General features: G+C 64.1%; 15 protein-coding genes. 9 read left to right on the top strand and 6 right to left on the bottom strand.

From position 1 onward, the window contains the following. Positions 1-269 precede the first annotated feature (269 nt). Positions 270-1,973 carry an AIPR family protein gene (locus Asi02nite_RS28555; protein ID WP_203717062.1) on the bottom strand — a complete coding sequence of 568 codons (1,704 nt, stop codon included), beginning with the start codon at positions 1,971-1,973 and terminating at the stop codon, positions 270-272. 196 nt (positions 1,974-2,169) lie between these two features. Here Asi02nite_RS28555 and Asi02nite_RS28550 point away from each other — a divergent pair, with 196 nt between their 5' ends. The 3 genes from Asi02nite_RS28550 to Asi02nite_RS28540 all read left to right on the top strand — a co-directional run bounded on the left by Asi02nite_RS28550 (position 2,170) and on the right by Asi02nite_RS28540 (position 5,834). Beyond that, complete coding sequence (locus Asi02nite_RS28550) at positions 2,170-3,891, top strand: N-6 DNA methylase (protein WP_203717060.1); 1,722 nt, start codon at positions 2,170-2,172, stop codon at positions 3,889-3,891. A gap of 61 nt (positions 3,892-3,952) precedes the next feature. After that, positions 3,953-4,798, top strand: coding sequence for a hypothetical protein (locus Asi02nite_RS28545; protein ID WP_203717058.1), 846 nt, complete (start codon positions 3,953-3,955; stop codon positions 4,796-4,798). Positions 4,799-5,210: 412 nt separating this feature from the next. Beyond that, entirely contained in the window at positions 5,211-5,834 is a 624-nt protein-coding gene (locus Asi02nite_RS28540) for a hypothetical protein (protein WP_203717056.1), read from the top strand. A gap of 116 nt (positions 5,835-5,950) precedes the next feature. On the opposite strand, the gene Asi02nite_RS28535 is transcribed toward Asi02nite_RS28540, so the two are convergent. Further along, positions 5,951-7,696: a hypothetical protein gene (locus Asi02nite_RS28535; RefSeq protein ID WP_203717054.1), complete on the bottom strand. Its 1,746-nt coding sequence runs from the start codon at positions 7,694-7,696 to the stop codon at positions 5,951-5,953. A 593-nt stretch (positions 7,697-8,289) separates the two neighbouring features. Here Asi02nite_RS28535 and Asi02nite_RS28530 point away from each other — a divergent pair. Beyond that, positions 8,290-9,630 carry a hypothetical protein gene (locus Asi02nite_RS28530; protein ID WP_203717052.1) on the top strand — a complete coding sequence of 447 codons (1,341 nt, stop codon included), beginning with the start codon at positions 8,290-8,292 and terminating at the stop codon, positions 9,628-9,630. Positions 9,631-9,694: 64 nt separating this feature from the next. On the opposite strand, the gene Asi02nite_RS28525 is transcribed toward Asi02nite_RS28530, so the two are convergent. From Asi02nite_RS28525 to Asi02nite_RS28510, 4 genes are read right to left on the bottom strand one after another with little or no spacing between them, the layout of a single operon-like run. Beyond that, complete coding sequence (locus tag Asi02nite_RS28525) at positions 9,695-11,167, bottom strand: hypothetical protein (protein WP_203717050.1); 1,473 nt, start codon at positions 11,165-11,167, stop codon at positions 9,695-9,697. Then, the gene (locus Asi02nite_RS28520; protein WP_203717048.1) at positions 11,157-11,648 is read right to left on the bottom strand and encodes a hypothetical protein; all 492 of its coding nucleotides are present in this window, start codon (positions 11,646-11,648) and stop codon (positions 11,157-11,159) included. The genes Asi02nite_RS28525 and Asi02nite_RS28520 overlap by 11 nt, the downstream gene beginning before the upstream one ends. After that, positions 11,645-12,106: a hypothetical protein gene (locus Asi02nite_RS28515; RefSeq protein ID WP_203717046.1), complete on the bottom strand. Its 462-nt coding sequence runs from the start codon at positions 12,104-12,106 to the stop codon at positions 11,645-11,647. Before Asi02nite_RS28515 ends, Asi02nite_RS28520 begins: the two co-directional genes overlap by 4 nt. Further along, positions 12,103-12,387, bottom strand: a complete 285-nt coding sequence (locus Asi02nite_RS28510; RefSeq protein ID WP_203717044.1) for a hypothetical protein — start codon at positions 12,385-12,387, stop codon at positions 12,103-12,105. The genes Asi02nite_RS28515 and Asi02nite_RS28510 overlap by 4 nt, the downstream gene beginning before the upstream one ends. A gap of 128 nt (positions 12,388-12,515) precedes the next feature. Between Asi02nite_RS28510 and Asi02nite_RS28505 the strand changes: the two genes are divergently transcribed. The 5 genes from Asi02nite_RS28505 (at position 12,516) to Asi02nite_RS28485 (ending at position 16,827) form a co-directional block, all read left to right on the top strand. Next, positions 12,516-12,887 carry a helix-turn-helix domain-containing protein gene (locus Asi02nite_RS28505; protein WP_203717042.1) on the top strand — a complete coding sequence of 124 codons (372 nt, stop codon included), beginning with the start codon at positions 12,516-12,518 and terminating at the stop codon, positions 12,885-12,887. A gap of 8 nt (positions 12,888-12,895) precedes the next feature. Beyond that, positions 12,896-13,816, top strand: a complete 921-nt coding sequence (locus Asi02nite_RS28500) for a hypothetical protein (RefSeq protein ID WP_203717040.1) — start codon at positions 12,896-12,898, stop codon at positions 13,814-13,816. Between the two features lie 297 nt (positions 13,817-14,113). Next, positions 14,114-14,584 (top strand): Hsp20/alpha crystallin family protein, encoded by a 471-nt coding sequence (locus Asi02nite_RS28495; protein WP_203717038.1) that lies wholly within the window; start codon positions 14,114-14,116, stop codon positions 14,582-14,584. A gap of 11 nt (positions 14,585-14,595) precedes the next feature. After that, positions 14,596-15,135, top strand: a complete 540-nt coding sequence (locus Asi02nite_RS28490) for a type 1 glutamine amidotransferase domain-containing protein (RefSeq protein WP_203717095.1) — start codon at positions 14,596-14,598, stop codon at positions 15,133-15,135. Positions 15,136-15,207: 72 nt separating this feature from the next. After that, complete coding sequence (locus Asi02nite_RS28485; protein ID WP_203717036.1) at positions 15,208-16,827, top strand: MDR family MFS transporter; 1,620 nt, start codon at positions 15,208-15,210, stop codon at positions 16,825-16,827. Positions 16,828-16,859 lie beyond the last annotated feature (32 nt).

The following is a 16,859-nucleotide window of genomic DNA, read 5'->3' as shown; positions in this document are numbered from 1 at the left end:
GCCCTTGATTGATCATTTCTTTTGTCTAGGGAGAAGATCTCAAACCAAGGGCTGTCTGGTGATCAGTGTGCACGACACCGATCGGGCCGGAGCGGTTGGGCGGCTGGCCGGGTTCCGGCGGGCGTTTCACCGTTGTCTGACCGCGCGGGCGGATGCGACGCCGGCATGAAGCAGGCCGACACCTCGGCGAATTCATGCCAGCTGGCCGCACCGTGCGGCGGTGTCCGCGTCGGCACCGTCTCGGCTTGCGCCTCCGCATATTACCGGATTCAATCGGAATCTCGCGCAGTGGTCTGTGACGGAATGTTGAACAAGATTGTTGCATCGCGCTTAGCCTGGCGTCGCGACTGCCGCAAAACGTCGTATTCGAGGCCGGTCACGCCGCTTTGGCTTTTGAACACCACCTTCGGATCGAACTCGCTTCCTCGCTCTTGCTCTTGTTCTCCCACGTAGAAGTTGACTGAGTCGACCACCTCCTCCGCAATCGAGGTAAGGGCCGCCCGGACTTCGCCCTCCAGATCCGGGAGCCAGTTTTCGGGCGTTTCGATGAAGTCGGTTCCAAGCTCGGTCTCACGTAGAACTTGCGTGATCAAGTGAACTAACGTGAATCGGATGGACGCAAAGCTAGACCGGAGATCGTCGCGAAGGCGCGCTCTTTCGGTGCTAGAGACAGAGTCAATCAGATCTACCAAATACAGTTTCGATGGAGTGATCGAGCGGTTAAAGATACGACGGTAGTCCTGGTCGAAAAGGCGGACCTTGCGAACTGCCGCCCATGGCTCGCGCAGGTATGCAGCCATGATGAGCTGGGCTGCTTCAGTGTTATCGAGGATACGGTCGGCAGCGATGTTCTCTCCGACTCGTGTCCGCAGGGCGAATGTAGACCCGTATTGGGCACGGACCGACTTCTGGAGGTCTCGCATCACGACGTCACTAGAGCGCTGGTCGCGCATTGTGACAGGGTTCTGGTTGTTTGAGCGAAAGGTAATCTTGTCAGCAACGGAGCTGTCGTCATGTACTTCGACGACCTTCACCAAGACAAGTAACTTGTCGGTGAGGACCTTGCTGTTTTCGAACAGGGTAACCAGGGATTGGCAGCCGTTGACGACACCGACTCTATCGAGAGTGAGTACCGATCCCTCGACCGCCAGGCGCTCGGTGAGGATGGTCAATCCGTTGTGGTAGGCGGGAAACAATTCATGTTCGTCGGCCTTGCGGACGGTCTCGCGGAGGTCTTTGTTTATACGCGTGCGGCCAGCGAAGAGCCGGACGTTACGGCTGAAGAGTGTGTAATCAGAAATGCCAGGGAGGGCGTCCACGAGTTGCTGCGCTGGCACGACAGCCACAGAGAGTTGCTCTTCCGCTGTCAGGGACACGGTAGTAGGCGTTGTGACGGCGGTGAGCCGTACAGTCTCTGGACGAAGTTCAGCTCGCCGCGCGCGATCGGCGACGTAGGCGAGCCGGTCACGGTCCCACACGTCTAGCTCCGGCTCCGCGGTCTTACGAGCCGCTACGAAGTCGGCCCCGGCGGCATCAAGGTGTGCATTTGTCACGAAAACTAAGCGGACCAAATGTGAGCCATCTTCAATCTTCCTGTGCACCTCCTGACGGACAAGAAGGTTACGAAGTTCAGCGTTAGGCTTCGCGGCCAAGAGTCCGTCAACGGCGGCGGCCGACGCAAAGTAGTCGGCAGCGCCGACCAAGGACCGCAAGTCGTTGTCCCCCTGAGTCTTTACCGCCGTCTCACGCCACTTGCCTTGAAAGATCGTAATTTCCGCCAGGTCATCGTCCACGACAAGAGCATCGATCCCCTTGTCACCGCCACCATCGCAGATGGCCTCGGCAAGATCTTCGGGCTCGAGACGCCAGACGGTGGTGAGGAACCACGCAAGCATCGCCGCGGACATCGTCCGGGTACCGACTCGGAACGGCGCCACTTCATCGGTGAGCAGGTCATATGCACTGTCGGGCAAGGCTTTCCTCGCGTTCCGTCGACCGGGCATCAGCGGTGCACTGCACGAGTCAGGATACTGAGGCGCGAATGCTAGTCCGGGTTCCGCTGTTTTAGGCGATTCGTAGGGCACTGGAAAATATGGATAAATGTAGACGTTTGGTGCGACACGCTCCCCTGGGCGGCGCAAGCGAGAGTTACGCCGGTATGATTTGCTAGTGATCCGGCCTGGCGATAGCGCGCCTCTACGTAAGGAGCGTGGAGCGTTCTTCACGCCCCTGGCTATCGCGGATTATCTGGCTGAATGGGCGGTGCGCGGTGAGATGGGCTCGGCTCGAGCGCCTTCAGCCGAGGGGTCCAGAGATATCCGCGTGCTGGACCCGACATGCGGGGAGGCTGTTTTTCTCCTTGCGGCAGGCCGGAGGTTGCGGGGTAAGGTTCCTGCCGATGGCGAGTTGGGCCGGCACTTGTTCGGCGTTGATCTTCACCAAACCTCACTCGATTGGGCCCGGCAGCTGCTGCGCGATGAGGGCATGGATGCCCAACTCGTTAAAGCCGACTTCTTCGATGTTCCGACGCCTGATCAACTAGGCTCGACGTTGCCGTTGATGGACGCGGTTATCGGCAATCCACCCTTCGTGCGATATCAGAAGCATGGCGCCGAGGCTCAGGCGAAGGCTAGGCAGGCCGCGTTGCGTCAGGGCGTTCGCTTGTCGGGCTTGGCGTCGTCCTGGGCACCACTTCTCGTTCATGCATGCGCTTTCCTTAAGCCCGAAGGCCGGTTGGCGATGGTACTGCCGGCCGAGTTGCTGACGGTGGGCTATGCCGAACCGATTCGCGTCTGGCTGCGTAATCGCTTCGAGCAGGTCCATCTGGTTCTATTCGATCGCCTTCAGTTCGACGACGCCGTTGAAAAGGTCGTTCTAGTACTGGCGGCGGGCAGCGGGGGCTGCGACTCCTTCTCGCTGTACTACTTCGATGATGCCGAGGATCTTGGTCGCGTCCGGACGATGGAGAACTTGACTGCCGCGCTAACCGGCGGCGGCAAGTGGACCGATCTCCTACTCCCAAACAGGCAGCGCCGGATCTTCAAAAAAATCAACGACGAGCATATGATTCCGCTTTCGCGGTACGGTAGCCCGGAGCTCGGCACCGTAACCGGTGCTAATTCATTCTTCGCCCTCACCGATGCCACTGCAAACGAATTTGGCCTAACTGAGATGGCCGGTCAACTGCGGAAGATCGTTCCCCCTGGGTCCAAGCATCTGAAAGGGCTTTCATTCTCGCAGCCCCAATGGCGGAGGCTTCGCGATGCTGGCGAAGCGGTCTGGCTTCTGTGTCCGGACCCGGACGACGATTCCCCAGAGTTGCGGTCCTACATCAAGCATGGCAAAGACCTAGGGGTCGACCAAGCGTACAAGTGTAGGATTCGGACACCGTGGTGGCGGCCTCCTGCTGTGAGCCCGCCCGACCTGTTCTTCACCTACATGAGTCATCGCTACCCGCGCATGGTGACGAACTCCATCGGCTGCACGTTCTTGAACTCGATGCACGGAATCCGGCTTCGCGAGGAGGCGCCCGCATCGGCAAGGTTCGCACTGCCGCTGCTGGCATTCAATAGCGTGACGATGCTCGGCGCGGAGATTTTTGGTCGGTCCTACGGCGGCGGAATCCTCAAGATGGAGCCCAGCGAAGCGGCTGTCCTGCCAGTGCCGAATTTCAAGGCGATGCAGCAGGCGTGGGCCATCCTGGCAGATGATCGTCACCGCATCGATCGGCAACTGCAGGGCGGACGATGGACCAATGTCGTCAAACGAGTCGATGAGGCTCTGTTGCTTGAAGTGCTCAAGCTTCCCTCCGATGATGTGGCCCAGGTCCAGGAAGCCGCTCGCACGTTGCGCTCGAGAAGAATGGGTGCGGAAGACGCAGCGACCGTCTAGCCTTCTCATGGCCGACGGAACGGTTGCATCCCCACGCTCTGCATTCGGAGGGCACCACCAGGTGAGCAGTGCACAGACGCTGGAGGACGAGGCCGGCCACCCCGGCGACATGTGGTCCGATCTGAAGAACAAGATCCAGGACGACGTCATGATCCAGTTTTCGGCTGTTGAGGGGCAGTTTCTCGCTATCCTCTGGTGCCTAGATCGTTACCGCGCGGCAGGGGTCCCGCCGCGCGGCATGGGAGACCAGGGCAAGGATCCCGCAACTCGGTTGAACGCTGTATACCGTTCCAAGGGCCACTGGTGGGCAGAGCTGATTTCGCTGTTGGTGGAGAATCGCACATCGTCCAGGCTGGAAGCGCGGGTCCGGGTCCGCGGCTTCTCGCAGGATCACACCATCGACGTTGCATGGCCTTCTGGCACGCCGCCGCTCGCGGCTCCGCGAATCTGCTTGCTCACACGCATGAGCGGCGCCGCCCAGCAGGGCGATATCCCCGAGCGCAAGGCGATGGCGGATTGGGTGACACGTCGGAAGGAGCTCAAGTTCGCTGCCACCGACCTGAAACTTTCCCAGCACGACCCGGCACGTCCGATGGGCACATGGGACCAATGGCGCCGTGTGCAGCCGCCGAAGGTCTACCTGTTGTGGGGCGCGCGCTTGGGCGCCAAGGCGCGATTGGCCACGATCGCCGAGGAAGCGTCGGAACTCCACGACACGTACCTCGACGGCGTCGGCGTCTTCGCCTACGCGGCGGCTCCTGACGATCGGAAGTATCAGCCGCTTGCCCCGGCTGCCGCGTCGGGTTGGACAACGGTCGACACGGTTCTCGATACATTGGCGACTGCGATCACCGAGGCTGAGCCCGCCGGTCATCGGGCTGACCAGGACAGCGAAAATGAGGCATGATTCGTCTGCCTGGCCGATCCTGTCTTGACGCGGAGAAGCGTGTCGGCGCTTCGATAAGTTGCCGGCTTAGCTTTCGGAACGATGAACTCATCAGGTCACAGCCCAAGCCTCGCAGAGGAGCGCTTTGAGCAGGCAAGATGCCTTTAGCGCGTATGACGCGGTTCTTGCGGAGGCCGCTCCGAACGACCCATGGGCGCATACCAGGGGAGACGAGCCCCGTTACCTCCCAGACTTCGGTCTCCTAGGGAACTTGCTCTCCATTCCCGTTCGAGGTAACGAGGCATCCGAGAGCGGGAGGTTCGCCAAGGGAATCGACGCCTGGCTCGCTCACGAATTGCGGCGGTGCGGGTTCGACGGGGACGAGGTCTGGCCACGTGCCACTCGTCCGCGCGTCCTACCAAGGGAGATCTCTATGCTCCTAAGTAAGCTACCTCGCGCCCTAGCAGATGACCTGCGTCGAAGGCTGCCGCAAATATCGGCAGTTGGGCCGGCGGACGCCAAGGTGCTTGGCCGGGCCTACTACAAGCAGGTCGATGTGTGCATCTCACGGTGGGATAGAGGGCCCGAACTCTTGATCAGCACAAAGGCCCAACTGTCCTCTTTCGGTAAGAACTTGCCAAATCGGTTCGAGGAGGCATACGGCGACGCTGCAAACTTGCGCGGCCGGTATCCGCTCGCCGCTGTCGGCTTCTTCTTCGTCCAACGAGCGACGATCCTGGCTGAGGAGCCGGATGCTTACGAGCGCACCGTCGACATGATCCGCAAGCTCCGGGGGCTAGGTGAAGCAAACGGATACACCGCGACTGGCCTTGCGTTGGTCGACTGGACGACGGACTCACCAGACGGTGCAGTAGTAAAGGTAGACACCGACGCTGTGCCGCCAGACATCGGACCTGCGCAGTTCTTGGCGACGATGGTCGAGCACGTCCTCGCAGTCACGCCCGTGGTCCACCACGTCGCAGTCCGATCTCGCCTCGAACGTCGAGGCATCCCGGTCGCCGAGGAGGAGCCCGATAGCCCAGAGGCCGGCTCGTGAGCGGAATGGCAGCCCCCGAGGTATTTCACTGTTGGGGGTCGCAACCGAACACTGTCGTGCTGCCGCGTACCACTCCGCTGGATTGACGAGCCAATTGCCGAGGACGATCCGGCTTGTCAGGGAGCGTGGGTCTCGATGTGCAGCACCTGGGCGGCCAGATGTCGCACGTCGTCCTCGTCGCTGTGATCGTCATCCGGGTCGGCCGGTTGCAGCTCCGGGTGTCGGCGTCGGATCTCGGCCGCGACGACTGCCGCTGGAAACCACCGTGGCGGTCTCTTGATGTGGACGTTGATGCCGACCACTCGGCTGAAATCGTGGTGGTCGTGCTGTTCGGACTGTTCGCTGACGCCGAGCAGGATCGCGTCGAGGAGTTCTGGCCGGCGGGTTATGGCGGAGGCGAGGCGGTCGCGGACCTCGTCGTCGGTGCTGATCGACGCCGTTCCTGACAACAGCGCCCTTACGTGGTGCCGGTTGTCGACCCAGAGCGCCTGGTCGGTCCAGTCGGCGTCTAGCAGTAGCCGCGTCACGTGCTCACGTGCTTTCCCTTCTAGATCCGCCCGCTCCTTCTTCTGCGCGACGAACATGAGCTGCTGCGTCAGCCTTACGGCGATGGCGAGTGGCTCCTGCGCAGCCGCATCGTCGATGAGACTGGCGAACGTCGCGTCGTCGGCGTTGCGGGCGACCTTGGACGCCAATGCGGCCGTCGTTTCTAGATCGAGATGGAGGAACATCAGAAGCGGTGGTAGGGCCACGGCGAACTGCGCCGCGTGCAGGAGTTCGGCGTACAGGTCGGGGTCGTACTGGCGCCCGGTGACCCGCGCCCAGGGACGAGAACGGTCCAGGAGTTGCGAGTGCTCCCGGAGCAGCCGCTGTAGGTCGGTCTCGACAGGTTCGGGCGACGGTTCCGGCGGTTCAGGAGGCTGCTCCGCCTGCTGGCCCCGCCAAACCGCGCTCAACGCTTCCGACGCCCGGACCAACTCTGCGATCGCATCGGCGTGCACCTGGTCATCGTTCTCGGGCGGCCGGCCGGGCCATCTGCCAGCGGCGACCAGCACTGCCGATGCGGCAGTCTCAACCCAGTCGCACCAGGCCGCGACCCGCGTGACGGCAGCGCGTACGGCATGCAGTTCGGCCACCAGCGTCGCTGCCAGCGGGCTAAGGGATTTCACAACCTGATCAAGCGCTTCATCGAGCCGCCGCGCGTACGGCACCGTCTCCATGTGGGATGGCTCGATCGGCGGCAGCGGCTCCCCCGTGGTGGCGTTCCAGGGACGGGGCATGCTCCGGTGGACGCGCGTGCGCATCGCATGCCACGACGCTGCTGCTTCAAAAGGGACACGACGCTGCTGACGAGCCGTCTCCACTAGGTGCCCGACGGCGCGGGCGGCTGCGGTCACGCTGGAGGCGGCAGCGATGGCGGTGCCGTAGTCGTCCGGTCGGAACGAGGCGTCGCTGACCTGCTGGGCCTCATCCTCCGTCAGTGGCCAAGCCTTCTGGATCTTGGCGTGCTCATCGAGCTGCGTTCGCTTCCACCCGTGCAAGAGCTCCACGGAGTAGTGCTCCGGCGTTGCATCGATCTCGCGGGCGTGGTCAAGGCAAAGCGGGATGAGGTTGGACGCGCTTCTGTTCTCCGCCTCGGTCATGTCCGCATCCCACCGCGGGCCGCCTTCGCTGCGCGCGCAGATATGGGCCACTTCGCTGTTGAGCAGCGTCTCGCCGGTGTCGTTGTTCATCGTGTAGAGCGGCTTGCCGCAGCCAGGCTTACCGCACCTGAACGCCGTCCCGTACAGCTCGCGAACCGTCTTCAGATCCGGCTTCCTGTGCGAAATAGGTTTGGGCTTCGTCGCCGTGCCTTCCGTCACCGCACTATTGTGCATCGCCGCCCATTGATCGGACCGTCTCGTGGCGGTTGGGTACGACCCTCGGTGCGGCGCCCTAGCCTTGGCTGGGTGAAGTGAGTCGGGTGAAGCGACTAGACCTGACTGTGTAGTGGTCTAGTCCCGCCTTGCCTTCGCGACCCCCCGGCCAGGATGACGGCTCTGATGTACCAACCGATCTTGCCGAACTCGACGCAGCAGCAAGCTCTCGCGCACCGATCCGTTCCAGTTTGGTCGGCAACCGCGCACGCTGAGGACTAACGACCTCTCGCAGAGCCGTCGCTCCCTCGCACTGCGGGAGCACCCGCACGTGCCACGTGACCTTGGCCGCGAGCGGTCGCTGCCTTGAACGACCGACTGCTCGTCTCCAGAAGTCACCGGTGCCGGCGCCTAGCGAGCCTGACGGGCCTCGCGACTCAGCCTGGCCAAGCAGCCGTTGACCTAAGTCCGCAGTGACTCGGCAAGCCGCTACCAAAGACCTCCATCACGTGTCCGGTGTGGTCTGCAGCGAAACAGTTCGCCTGCCGGAGGTGCCGGCTCTATTCTGCTCGGTTCACCACACTAAGGAAGGCGCTGGAGTGATCATCAAGACGCTCGATGAGCTACGCCAACCAGACGACCGCACGCTGCGGTTTACCCCCGTGGGGTTGGGCCTGGGCGTGCAGATGCGCGCCCAGGACGCCGCCGAGTACCAGCAACAGGTCGCATCCCAGTTGGAGCTCGATCCGCGCGTCGTCGAGGGGACGCGGCAGAGCTTCGAGCACCTGCGGACTGTCTACGCCTATGGTGTGTTGTGCTACGAGGTGTACACGCTGGTGCACGATCACGCCCTGCTGGTGATCGAACAGGCGCTGCGGGACCGGTTCGTTGACTTCCACCGGGGCACTGTGACGTTCGTCGACGACGCGGGTGTCGATCATCAGGTGGCCGTTTCGAGGTACGACCAGGTGCAGGATTTTCTTCGTGGTCGCCGCTCGCGCCCTCGGCGCGGCTGGTGGCTCAGCCTTTCGGGCGGGAGCTCGATGGCGTTCAACGGCGGGATGCTCGGTGATCTGTGGGCTTGGGCGCGGAAGGTTGGGCTGCTGCGTGGGCAGCGTAACCGCGGTATCGAGCAGGCGTTGTCGAACCTGCGCAACTTTGTTGCCCACCCCACCGCCTACCACCTCATCGGTCCGGTGGAGGCAGCGGGCACGCTTCGCGACCTGGCCGAGATCATTAACCAGCTGTGGGGCGTGCCTACCCCTGGAGGACGGCTCTATCCGTCGCCGCTCCGGCGCGAGGTCGTCGTGATGGCTTGGACGACCGATGGTAGCGAGACGTGCACCGCGGTCGCCGCCGATGCCTTCGCCGAATTTGTCGATCCCGATGACCGCCCTTGGGAATGTGTCGTCCTGCGCGCCGTCTTCCGCCCGGACGAGCGGGTCAGCGACCCCGAGCTGCGCCACTACGACTCCCGCGTAGAAGTTACCCACTACCCGGCCGACCTGCTCTGGGGGCCAGGAAAGATTACCGACGCCGCCGCGTGGTTCGCCCAACACGAGCCCGAGCCGGACGAGTGCGACTACCTCGACCGGACCTTCTTGATTCGCCACGACGGGACGGACCTCTGCCTACCGATGCGTCCGTCGGTGGCCGCCGCCTTGGCAGACCAGGACCGCGCGGGCACCTGGTACGCGGTCAAGGCCGACCACCCCAACGACGCATACCACCACGTTCGCAACCTCGTCACCCGCGCGGGGTGCCAGCGGAACGGACCGTGCGGTGAGTGCCACGCGGAGAACTTGGGTGCAGGCACCTACAGTGTCGCCCTGGTCCAGGCCGGACATCACGCAGCTTCGGCCGCGACTCTGCCGAACGATGTCACGGCGCCTCACGCATATCCGCGCGTTCAACATGTTGCCGTACCGACTAGGAGGTAGTCCACAGCGTGCTTGGCAGAGACGGCCGCGTGGACAGGTCTCTGGATCGGAGGTGTTGACTGGTTCAGTGAGCAAGAGGAGCCGCTGCGCTCCGTCGATAGGTTCGGACTTGATTGATGGTGGTGGCGCGGCTGACGCAGATGCAGCCTGGCCGGATGCGCATGGTTTCAGTAGTCGCCTGGTGAGGTCCGATCAGGCTGTCGTACTGGACGAGGTTGCCAGGGACGTCGAGATTGAGCTGGCTAGCGATGAGGCGTCCGACGGCTAGGCATGCTGCCTGCATGGAGACGAAAGGGATGGATGGCATGTAGCCGTCGGCGTTGAGGTCGGTCAGCCCAGTGGCGCGGGCGAGTCCACACATCCGACTGCCGACGTGGGGCGCAAGCCGTGCCCGTTGTGCGGGTAGCAGTCCTGTGAGGTGGGCTTCTTGGAGGATGGCTTCGCCGTTGGCGAGAAGGTGGGCAGAGAGGCCCAGCATGTCGGCGACCGCTTGCACCCCAGAGGGCTCGTCTGTCCGAACTGGAAAGTGGCAGGCCATGCAGGGGTCGATGCCGTGACGGTGGTCATGGAGTCCGAGCATGGTGTCGCCGGTGGCGGCATCGATCAGACGGTCGGGCCAGAGTCGTTGTGCGCTCCGGCGGGCGTCCGGGGTGTCGAGGGCGGTGAGCACGGTTGGGTGCCATGGGGCTTGGCCGGCGTCGATGCGCTGAACTACGGCGTCGATGTCGTCGTTGCATGGGGTGACGTCGAAGCGGCTGAGGGTTCGTTTCGCGAGGTCGGTCTTCCACGGTTTGGTTCTGGTGTCCTTGTCGCCGCCGAGGGAGTAGGTTCCCCGGTTCTCTAGAGCGAAGTGCTGCCGATCGACGGCGAGGAGGACTCCTTCGGCGTTGAGTTCGCTGATGATGAGGACGATGGCGGTGCCGATCGCGCCGATGCCGACGAGAGTGAGAGCAAGGCGCGTCACGTCATCGAGTGCCGGGCTTCGGGTCAGGTTGGTGGATAGCGTGACGGGGCAGAAGCGTAGGTGGCGGTGTATGACCCTACGGTCGTCAACCACGGCGGCGGTGTGCTTGAAGATCTCGGCGGCGGCGAGCGCGCTGGCATAGATCGCGCCCAGCGCGTTGCCGGGTTGTGTGGGCCGGATGCGTGCCGTGGGGGTCGAGGCAATGTGGGCGCCGCATCCCTCGGGTACGACTCGGATCGTGTGGCCGGGTGCTTCGGCACCGACGTGTACTCGGATGCTTGTGTCTGGGTTGCTGGTCGCGACGCGTATGGGTCGGGTCGGATCGATCGCGGCCGTGGCGGCGTCGATCGTGTCGATCAGGGTGGTCGGGAGGCGGTTGTTTACCAGGACCAGGTTGCCCGGTCCTCGACGCAGCGTGGTGGTCAGGACGCGTGCGACGAGGGCGGCGTTGGGCATGTCCGGGTCGATAGTGATCATGATTGTGGCTTCATCGAGCCGGAGGGCTAGTTCGTTAGCGGTTACGGCCGTCACCCCTTCGGCGAGGCGCTGGGCGCGAGAGTGTTCAGTACGCATGGATACCGTCCTCGTCGAAGCGGATTAGATGGGCGTTGCCGGTGCTGGGCCGGGCTGGCGTGATGGTCTCCCAGGCGGTGTCGCGGAAGGTCCACCAGCCCCAGGCGGCGGGATCGCCCGGCGGAGAGGCGAAGCGGGGAATCACCACGGAGGTGAAGCCGTCAACTCGGAGGCCGTGCGTGGCGTCGGTGCGAGACAGGAACGCGGTTGTTTCGTGCGAGTGGAATTGCGCGGGCGCGTGTAGGTCGTGGCCGTCGGCGTAGTCGAACAGACGGCCGAGAGCCCGCGCGCTGATTTGCAGCATTTTGCGATGCCGAATGATCCCGGTGGTCCCGGTGAACGCCACGACCGTGATCGTCGGATCGCCAACAGGCGTCAGGAGGAATCCACCAGTCTCTACCCGGAGCCGCCCGAGCGCGCCCGTCTCGGAGGCGATCGCAGCTACGGCCGCGGACGGGATGATCAGGGTTGAGTCGCTCACGCGAACCTGCTTTCGTACTCGTTGTCAAGGTGGTACTGGACAAGCTCCACGACCCAGAGGAACGGGTTGCCGGTGCTGGGCCACGCTGTTGAGCCCTGGTTCCATTCCGGGTGTGTGGCGAAGCCTTCGCGGCACATCGGCCGGCAAATGTCGAGGCTCTGCGGTCGGTAGCCGACAACTACCGGCCAGGCCGTCGGCGCCGTGAGCGAGCCGCGGACCGAAGTGGCGAACTTGATCGACGGTGGCTCGTACGGGTAGGTGAACCATTCGAAGCGCGCGAAGTAGGTCTCGTCTGGGTGGGTGCGCGGCCGGACTGTCGCCCAGTACACGGCCGCGTCACCCTTCCCGTCCCCGAGCCGGTCGTCGCGATCGATCCCGCCAGCGTGACTGGTGAGGAAAGAAACGACGTCGGCCTCGTCACGTACGAGGTTCAGTTGCGACTCGAGGTCGAGGCTCATCCCTGAGTGATCTTCTTGACCAAGGTGAATTTCACGTGGCGGGCGTCGCCGGCGACATCGTCGAGGGTGGCGTCACCGGCCGCGTCCTGGCCGTCGAATGCCAGGACATAGACGAATTGCGGGTCGTCAACCACGCGGAAGTGCTTCTTCGCGGCGGCCAGAACCGTCGCGATGGTCGTACCGCCCGGTTCGGTGGCGGTGTAGGGGCCGCGCGGGCTGACCGCGAACGTCACCTTCACGGTCTTGGTGTCCTTCTTGCTGGATGTCTCAAGCTGAGTCATTGTTCTTCTCCTAGAGAGGACGAACACTACTATAGAAGAAGTACACGGAGATCGAGTCCGTGTCAACCGAGGTGGTGGCGTCCACTACGGTAGAACCGTTGCTGACCGAGGCCGAGGAGGGCAGATGCGTGACCGACTCCGCGCCCGCACACAATGAGCTAGGAAGGCGACTACGCAGAGCGCGTGACCGCAGGAACATGCCGCTCAGCGCGGTGTCGACCGCGGCTGACATCTCGACTGCATACCTGCAAAAACTTGAATCCGGCGGGGTCAAACAGCCATCGCCCAACATCCTCTTCCAGCTCGCGGAAGCGCTTGACCTGGACTACGCAGAGTTGATGCGTCTGGCAGGTTACGTCGTCCCGAATCGAGTCGACGAGACCGAACGCCGTCGCAACGAGCTCACCTACGCGCTGAGTAGTGAAGAACTCACCGAGGATGAGGCCGAAGAGCTATCGAAGTATCTCGATTGGTACCGGACGCGTAACCCCAACAGTTAGGGGGATCCATGCTCCGCGACACTCCGGACGGCCCCGCCATCCGGAAGGCGACAGACCGGCTGCTGCGCGCGGCATCGGCGAGTGGCCGCTTCCCCACGCCGGTCGACGACATTGTCGCCGCCGCCGGCCTGACCCAACCCGCCCACTCGATGCTCTCGGAACTGGTCGTTGAGAAGGCCCCAGCGCACATCCAACGAGCCATGCGCAAACTCAAGGGCAAGGTTCATGCCCTCCTGGACCGCGAGGCGCGGGAGATCCACATCGACCCTTCGATTCAGAACCAAGCGAAGATCGATTACAGGAAGCTACACGAGGTCGTCCATGACGCTCTGCCATGGCAGAAGGCGCTCGCGTACGCGGACGACGCCGCCAGTTTCGCTCCCTCGGTGCGCAGAACCTTCGAGTGGCAAGCGAACCAGGGCGCCGCAGAACTCCTCTTCCAAGGCGACGTCTTCGCGGACATGGCCGACGACTACCGCGTCGGGATGGCCACTGTTCTGGAACTCGCTTCGATCGTCGGCTCCTCTGGCCACGCCGCCTTTGTTCGATACGTCGAAACCCACCGAGCCACGGTCGCCGGCGTGGTCCTAGACCTGTCTCCGTGCGGCACAAACCCGCTTCGCTATCGCCGACGTGAGGTTGTCTACTCAGCCAAGTGGCAGAAACGCTTTGGAGATGCCGCCGGCTGGCCCCACCAGTTGGAGGCACGGCCCTACTTGTTCATCGAGTCGATCCCACCCGCACGGAGAGGAAACGACGCTGTCCCAGGAACCCTAGCCCTCCCGGACCTGCGTAACGAATCGGTTACGCTAGCTACCGAGGTGTACTGCAACCAGTACAAGAACTTTGCTCTTATCTGGCTGCCCCGTCGAGAGCTGTTCCGACGAGCCCGAATCATCGCTCCACGACGCGTCTCCCTCGAAGTGTGAAGTCCACGCCATCCCCGTGGTGGGCTGGTTGGAAGCACGGATCTGCGGCCTGACGGCTCGGGGGTCCCCATCGACCAGATGTCGCCCCCGTTTAACCCCCCGAAAACCCCTGCCAAAGGCCGACTATCGGTGACAAGTGATGATCACCCTGTCTTGGCGTTTCCGCAGCTCAACGACGGGCAATGAAAAGCGACGACATGGTCAAGCATCCACCGTTCGAAGAGCGTAGGTCGACGGTTCGATTCCGTCAGGCGGCTCCAATGTTTCGCCACCCGGGCGCCGGGTAGCGCTGGTTATATGAACAGTCCCGAGCGGCGTTGGGATCCCTTCGCAGAACTGCAGTCGTTGCGTGCCGAGATCAGTCGGCTGGTGGGATCCGGGTTCGGCAACCGCGGCGCGTCCGGCGACATCGATCTCGACCAGACCGACGAGGCCTTCACCGTGACCGCCCGCCTGCCGGGTGTCGCGCCGGAGGAGGTGGCGCTCGACGTCGACGTGCGCGAGGTCGTCGTGCGGGCCCGCACCGCGCCGCAGGAGGGCGCCCGGCGGGCCTTCGAATATCGCGTCGTGCTGCCCGCCGACGTCGACCCCGACCGGGTTGACGCGACCATGGACCACGGCCTGCTGACCGTCACCCTGCCCCGGGTGGTCAAGGCCGGTCGCCGCACGATCACCCTCGGGCCGCAGGGGTCGCTGGAAGGCACGCCGCCGTCGCCGGCCGATCCGGACGCCGCCCGCGAGATGCACAGCCCCGACACCCACAGCTGAGAGGAAGGACCATCACCATGGGCCTCGATGGCAAGCGGATAGCGTTCCTGGCCACCGACGGGGTCGAGGAGGCCGAGTACGTCGAGCCCCGCGACGCGGTGGAGAAGGCCGGCGGCACCGCCGAGCTGATCTCGATCAAATCCGGTGAGATCCAGTCGATGGACCACACCGAGAAGTCCCGGACGTACGCGGTGGATCGTGAGGTCGCCGGCGCGAACGCGGCCGACTACGACGCGCTCGTGCTGCCCGGCGGTGTGCAGAACCCCGACAAGCTGCGGATGGACGAGGACGCGGTGGCGTTCGTGAAGGCGTTCGCCGACGCCGGCAAGCCGATCGGCGTGATCTGCCACGGCCCGTGGACGTTGGTCGAGGCCGGCGTGCTCCAGGGCCGCACGCTCACCTCGTACCCCAGCCTGCGCACCGACATCGTCAACGCCGGCGCCGACTGGGTCGACGAGGAGGTGCACGTCGACGGCAACCTGATCTCCAGCCGGAACCCGGGCGACATCCCCGCCTTCAACAAGACGATCGTGGAGAGGTTCGCCGGCTAGCGCTCATCGGGGGAGGTGTTTCACTGCACAATCCGTGGCAGATGCAGGTTCTTCCGGAGAAGAATTTGCGCAATGAGCACCGCCCCCGCCACCACCCCCACCCGACCCCAGCTCACGCATCGTCAGATCCTGCTGCTCATGTCGGGCCTCATGCTCGGCATGCTCCTCGCGGCCCTGGACCAGACGATCGTGGGAACCGCGCTGCCGACGATCGTCGGTGAGCTCGGTGGCATCAACCACTACTCGTGGGTGGTGACGGGTTACCTGCTCGCCTCGACGGCCTCGACGCCGCTGTACGGCAAGATCTCCGACCTGATCGGGCGCCGGCCGGTCTTCCTGTTCTCGATCGGCACCTTCCTGGTCGGCTCGCTCCTGGCCGGCCTGTCGCAGAACATGACCGAGCTGATCTTCACCCGGGCCATCCAGGGCCTGGGTGCCGGCGGCCTGATGACGCTGGCCTTCACGATCATCGGTGACGTCGTCTCGCCCCGCGAGCGCGGCCGCTACCAGGGCCTGTTCGGCGCGGTGTTCGGCCTGGCCTCGGTCGCGGGTCCGCTGGCCGGCGGCTACTTCGCCGAGACCAACTGGCGCTGGATCTTCTACATCAACGTGCCGCTGGCGATCATCGCGATCGTCGTCGCGTACAAGGTGATGCGGTTGATCCCGTTCAAGAAGCGCGAGCACAAGATCGACTGGCTGGGCGCGATCCTGCTGGTGATCGGCGTCAGCGCCCTGCTGCTCGCCCTGAGCTGGGGCGGCACCGAGTACGCCTGGGGCTCCGGCACGATCATCGCCCTGTTCGCGGTCGGCGCCGTCTTCTCGGTGCTCTTCCTCCTCCAGGAAAGCCGGGCGGCCGAGCCGATCCTGCCGCTGCACCTGTTCCGCCGGCCGACGTTCGCGCTGGCCAACGGCGCCGGTTTCATCCTCGGCCTGGCGATGTTCGGGTCGATCATCTTCATCCCGCTCTACCTGCAGATCGTCAAGGGCTCCTCGCCGACCGAGAGCGGCCTGCTGATGCTGCCGATGATGGCCGGCATCATCGTCACCTCGGTGCTGGTCGGCCGGGCGATGAGCCGGATCGGCCGCTACAAGTGGTTCCCGGTGGTCGGGGCGGCGCTGCTCGGCGTCGGCATCCTGCTGTTCACCCAACTCGGCGTCGGCACGTCCCTCGGCGTCGCGTTCATCTTCATGATCGTGATCGGCGTCGGCCTCGGTGCCTCCATGCAGTCGTTGGTCATGGCCGTGCAGAACACGGTCGACCTGCGGGACCTGGGCGCGGGTACGAGCGCCGCGACGTTCTTCCGGTCGCTGGGCGGCTCGTTCGGCGTGGCGATCCTCGGCACGATCCTGAGCAGCCGGTTGGCCACCGAGACGGCCGCCCGGGTGCCCGGTGCGGTCGGCCAGCTCAGCCCGGAGCAGGCCGCGGGCGTCCAGTCATCCCTGGGTACGGGCAGCATCTCGATCAACGAGCCGTCGAAGATCCTCGCGCTGCCCGACGTGGTGCGCAACGCGATCCAGGTGTCGTTCGTCGACTCGCTGCACACCGTGTTCCTGGTCGCCGGGCTCGTCGCGCTCGTGGCCGTGGTGCTCACCGTGCTGATGCCCGACCGGGAGCTGCGCGGTGCCGCGACGCCGGAGCAGCGGACGCCGACGCCCGAGGAGATGGAAGCCCGCGCCGAAACTCTGATCTGACCTGTGGCCGGGTGTGAGCTGCGCCACTAGGT

Origin of the sequence: Asanoa siamensis, from assembly GCF_016862555.1 — a bacterium.
In the GTDB taxonomy this organism is placed as follows: domain Bacteria; phylum Actinomycetota; class Actinomycetes; order Mycobacteriales; family Micromonosporaceae; genus Asanoa; species Asanoa siamensis.
The sequence above is the reverse complement of the archived record's forward strand: the minus strand, read 5'-3'. Positions and strand labels throughout refer to the sequence as shown.

Bases quoted from the DNA above. Each gene is read 5' to 3' on its own strand.
- Asi02nite_RS28540 (WP_203717056.1), top strand. From the start codon at position 5,211: ATGCTCCTAAGTAAGCTACCTCGCGCCCTAGCAGATGACCTGCGTCGA.
- Asi02nite_RS28495 (WP_203717038.1), top strand. From the start codon at position 14,114: ATGAACAGTCCCGAGCGGCGTTGGGATCCCTTCGCAGAACTGCAGTCG.
- Asi02nite_RS28485 (WP_203717036.1), top strand. From the start codon at position 15,208: ATGAGCACCGCCCCCGCCACCACCCCCACCCGACCCCAGCTCACGCAT.
- Asi02nite_RS28500 (WP_203717040.1), top strand. From the start codon at position 12,896: ATGCTCCGCGACACTCCGGACGGCCCCGCCATCCGGAAGGCGACAGAC.
- Asi02nite_RS28510 (WP_203717044.1), bottom strand. From the start codon at position 12,387: ATGACTCAGCTTGAGACATCCAGCAAGAAGGACACCAAGACCGTGAAG.
- Asi02nite_RS28525 (WP_203717050.1), bottom strand. From the start codon at position 11,167: ATGCGTACTGAACACTCTCGCGCCCAGCGCCTCGCCGAAGGGGTGACG.
- Asi02nite_RS28515 (WP_203717046.1), bottom strand. From the start codon at position 12,106: ATGAGCCTCGACCTCGAGTCGCAACTGAACCTCGTACGTGACGAGGCC.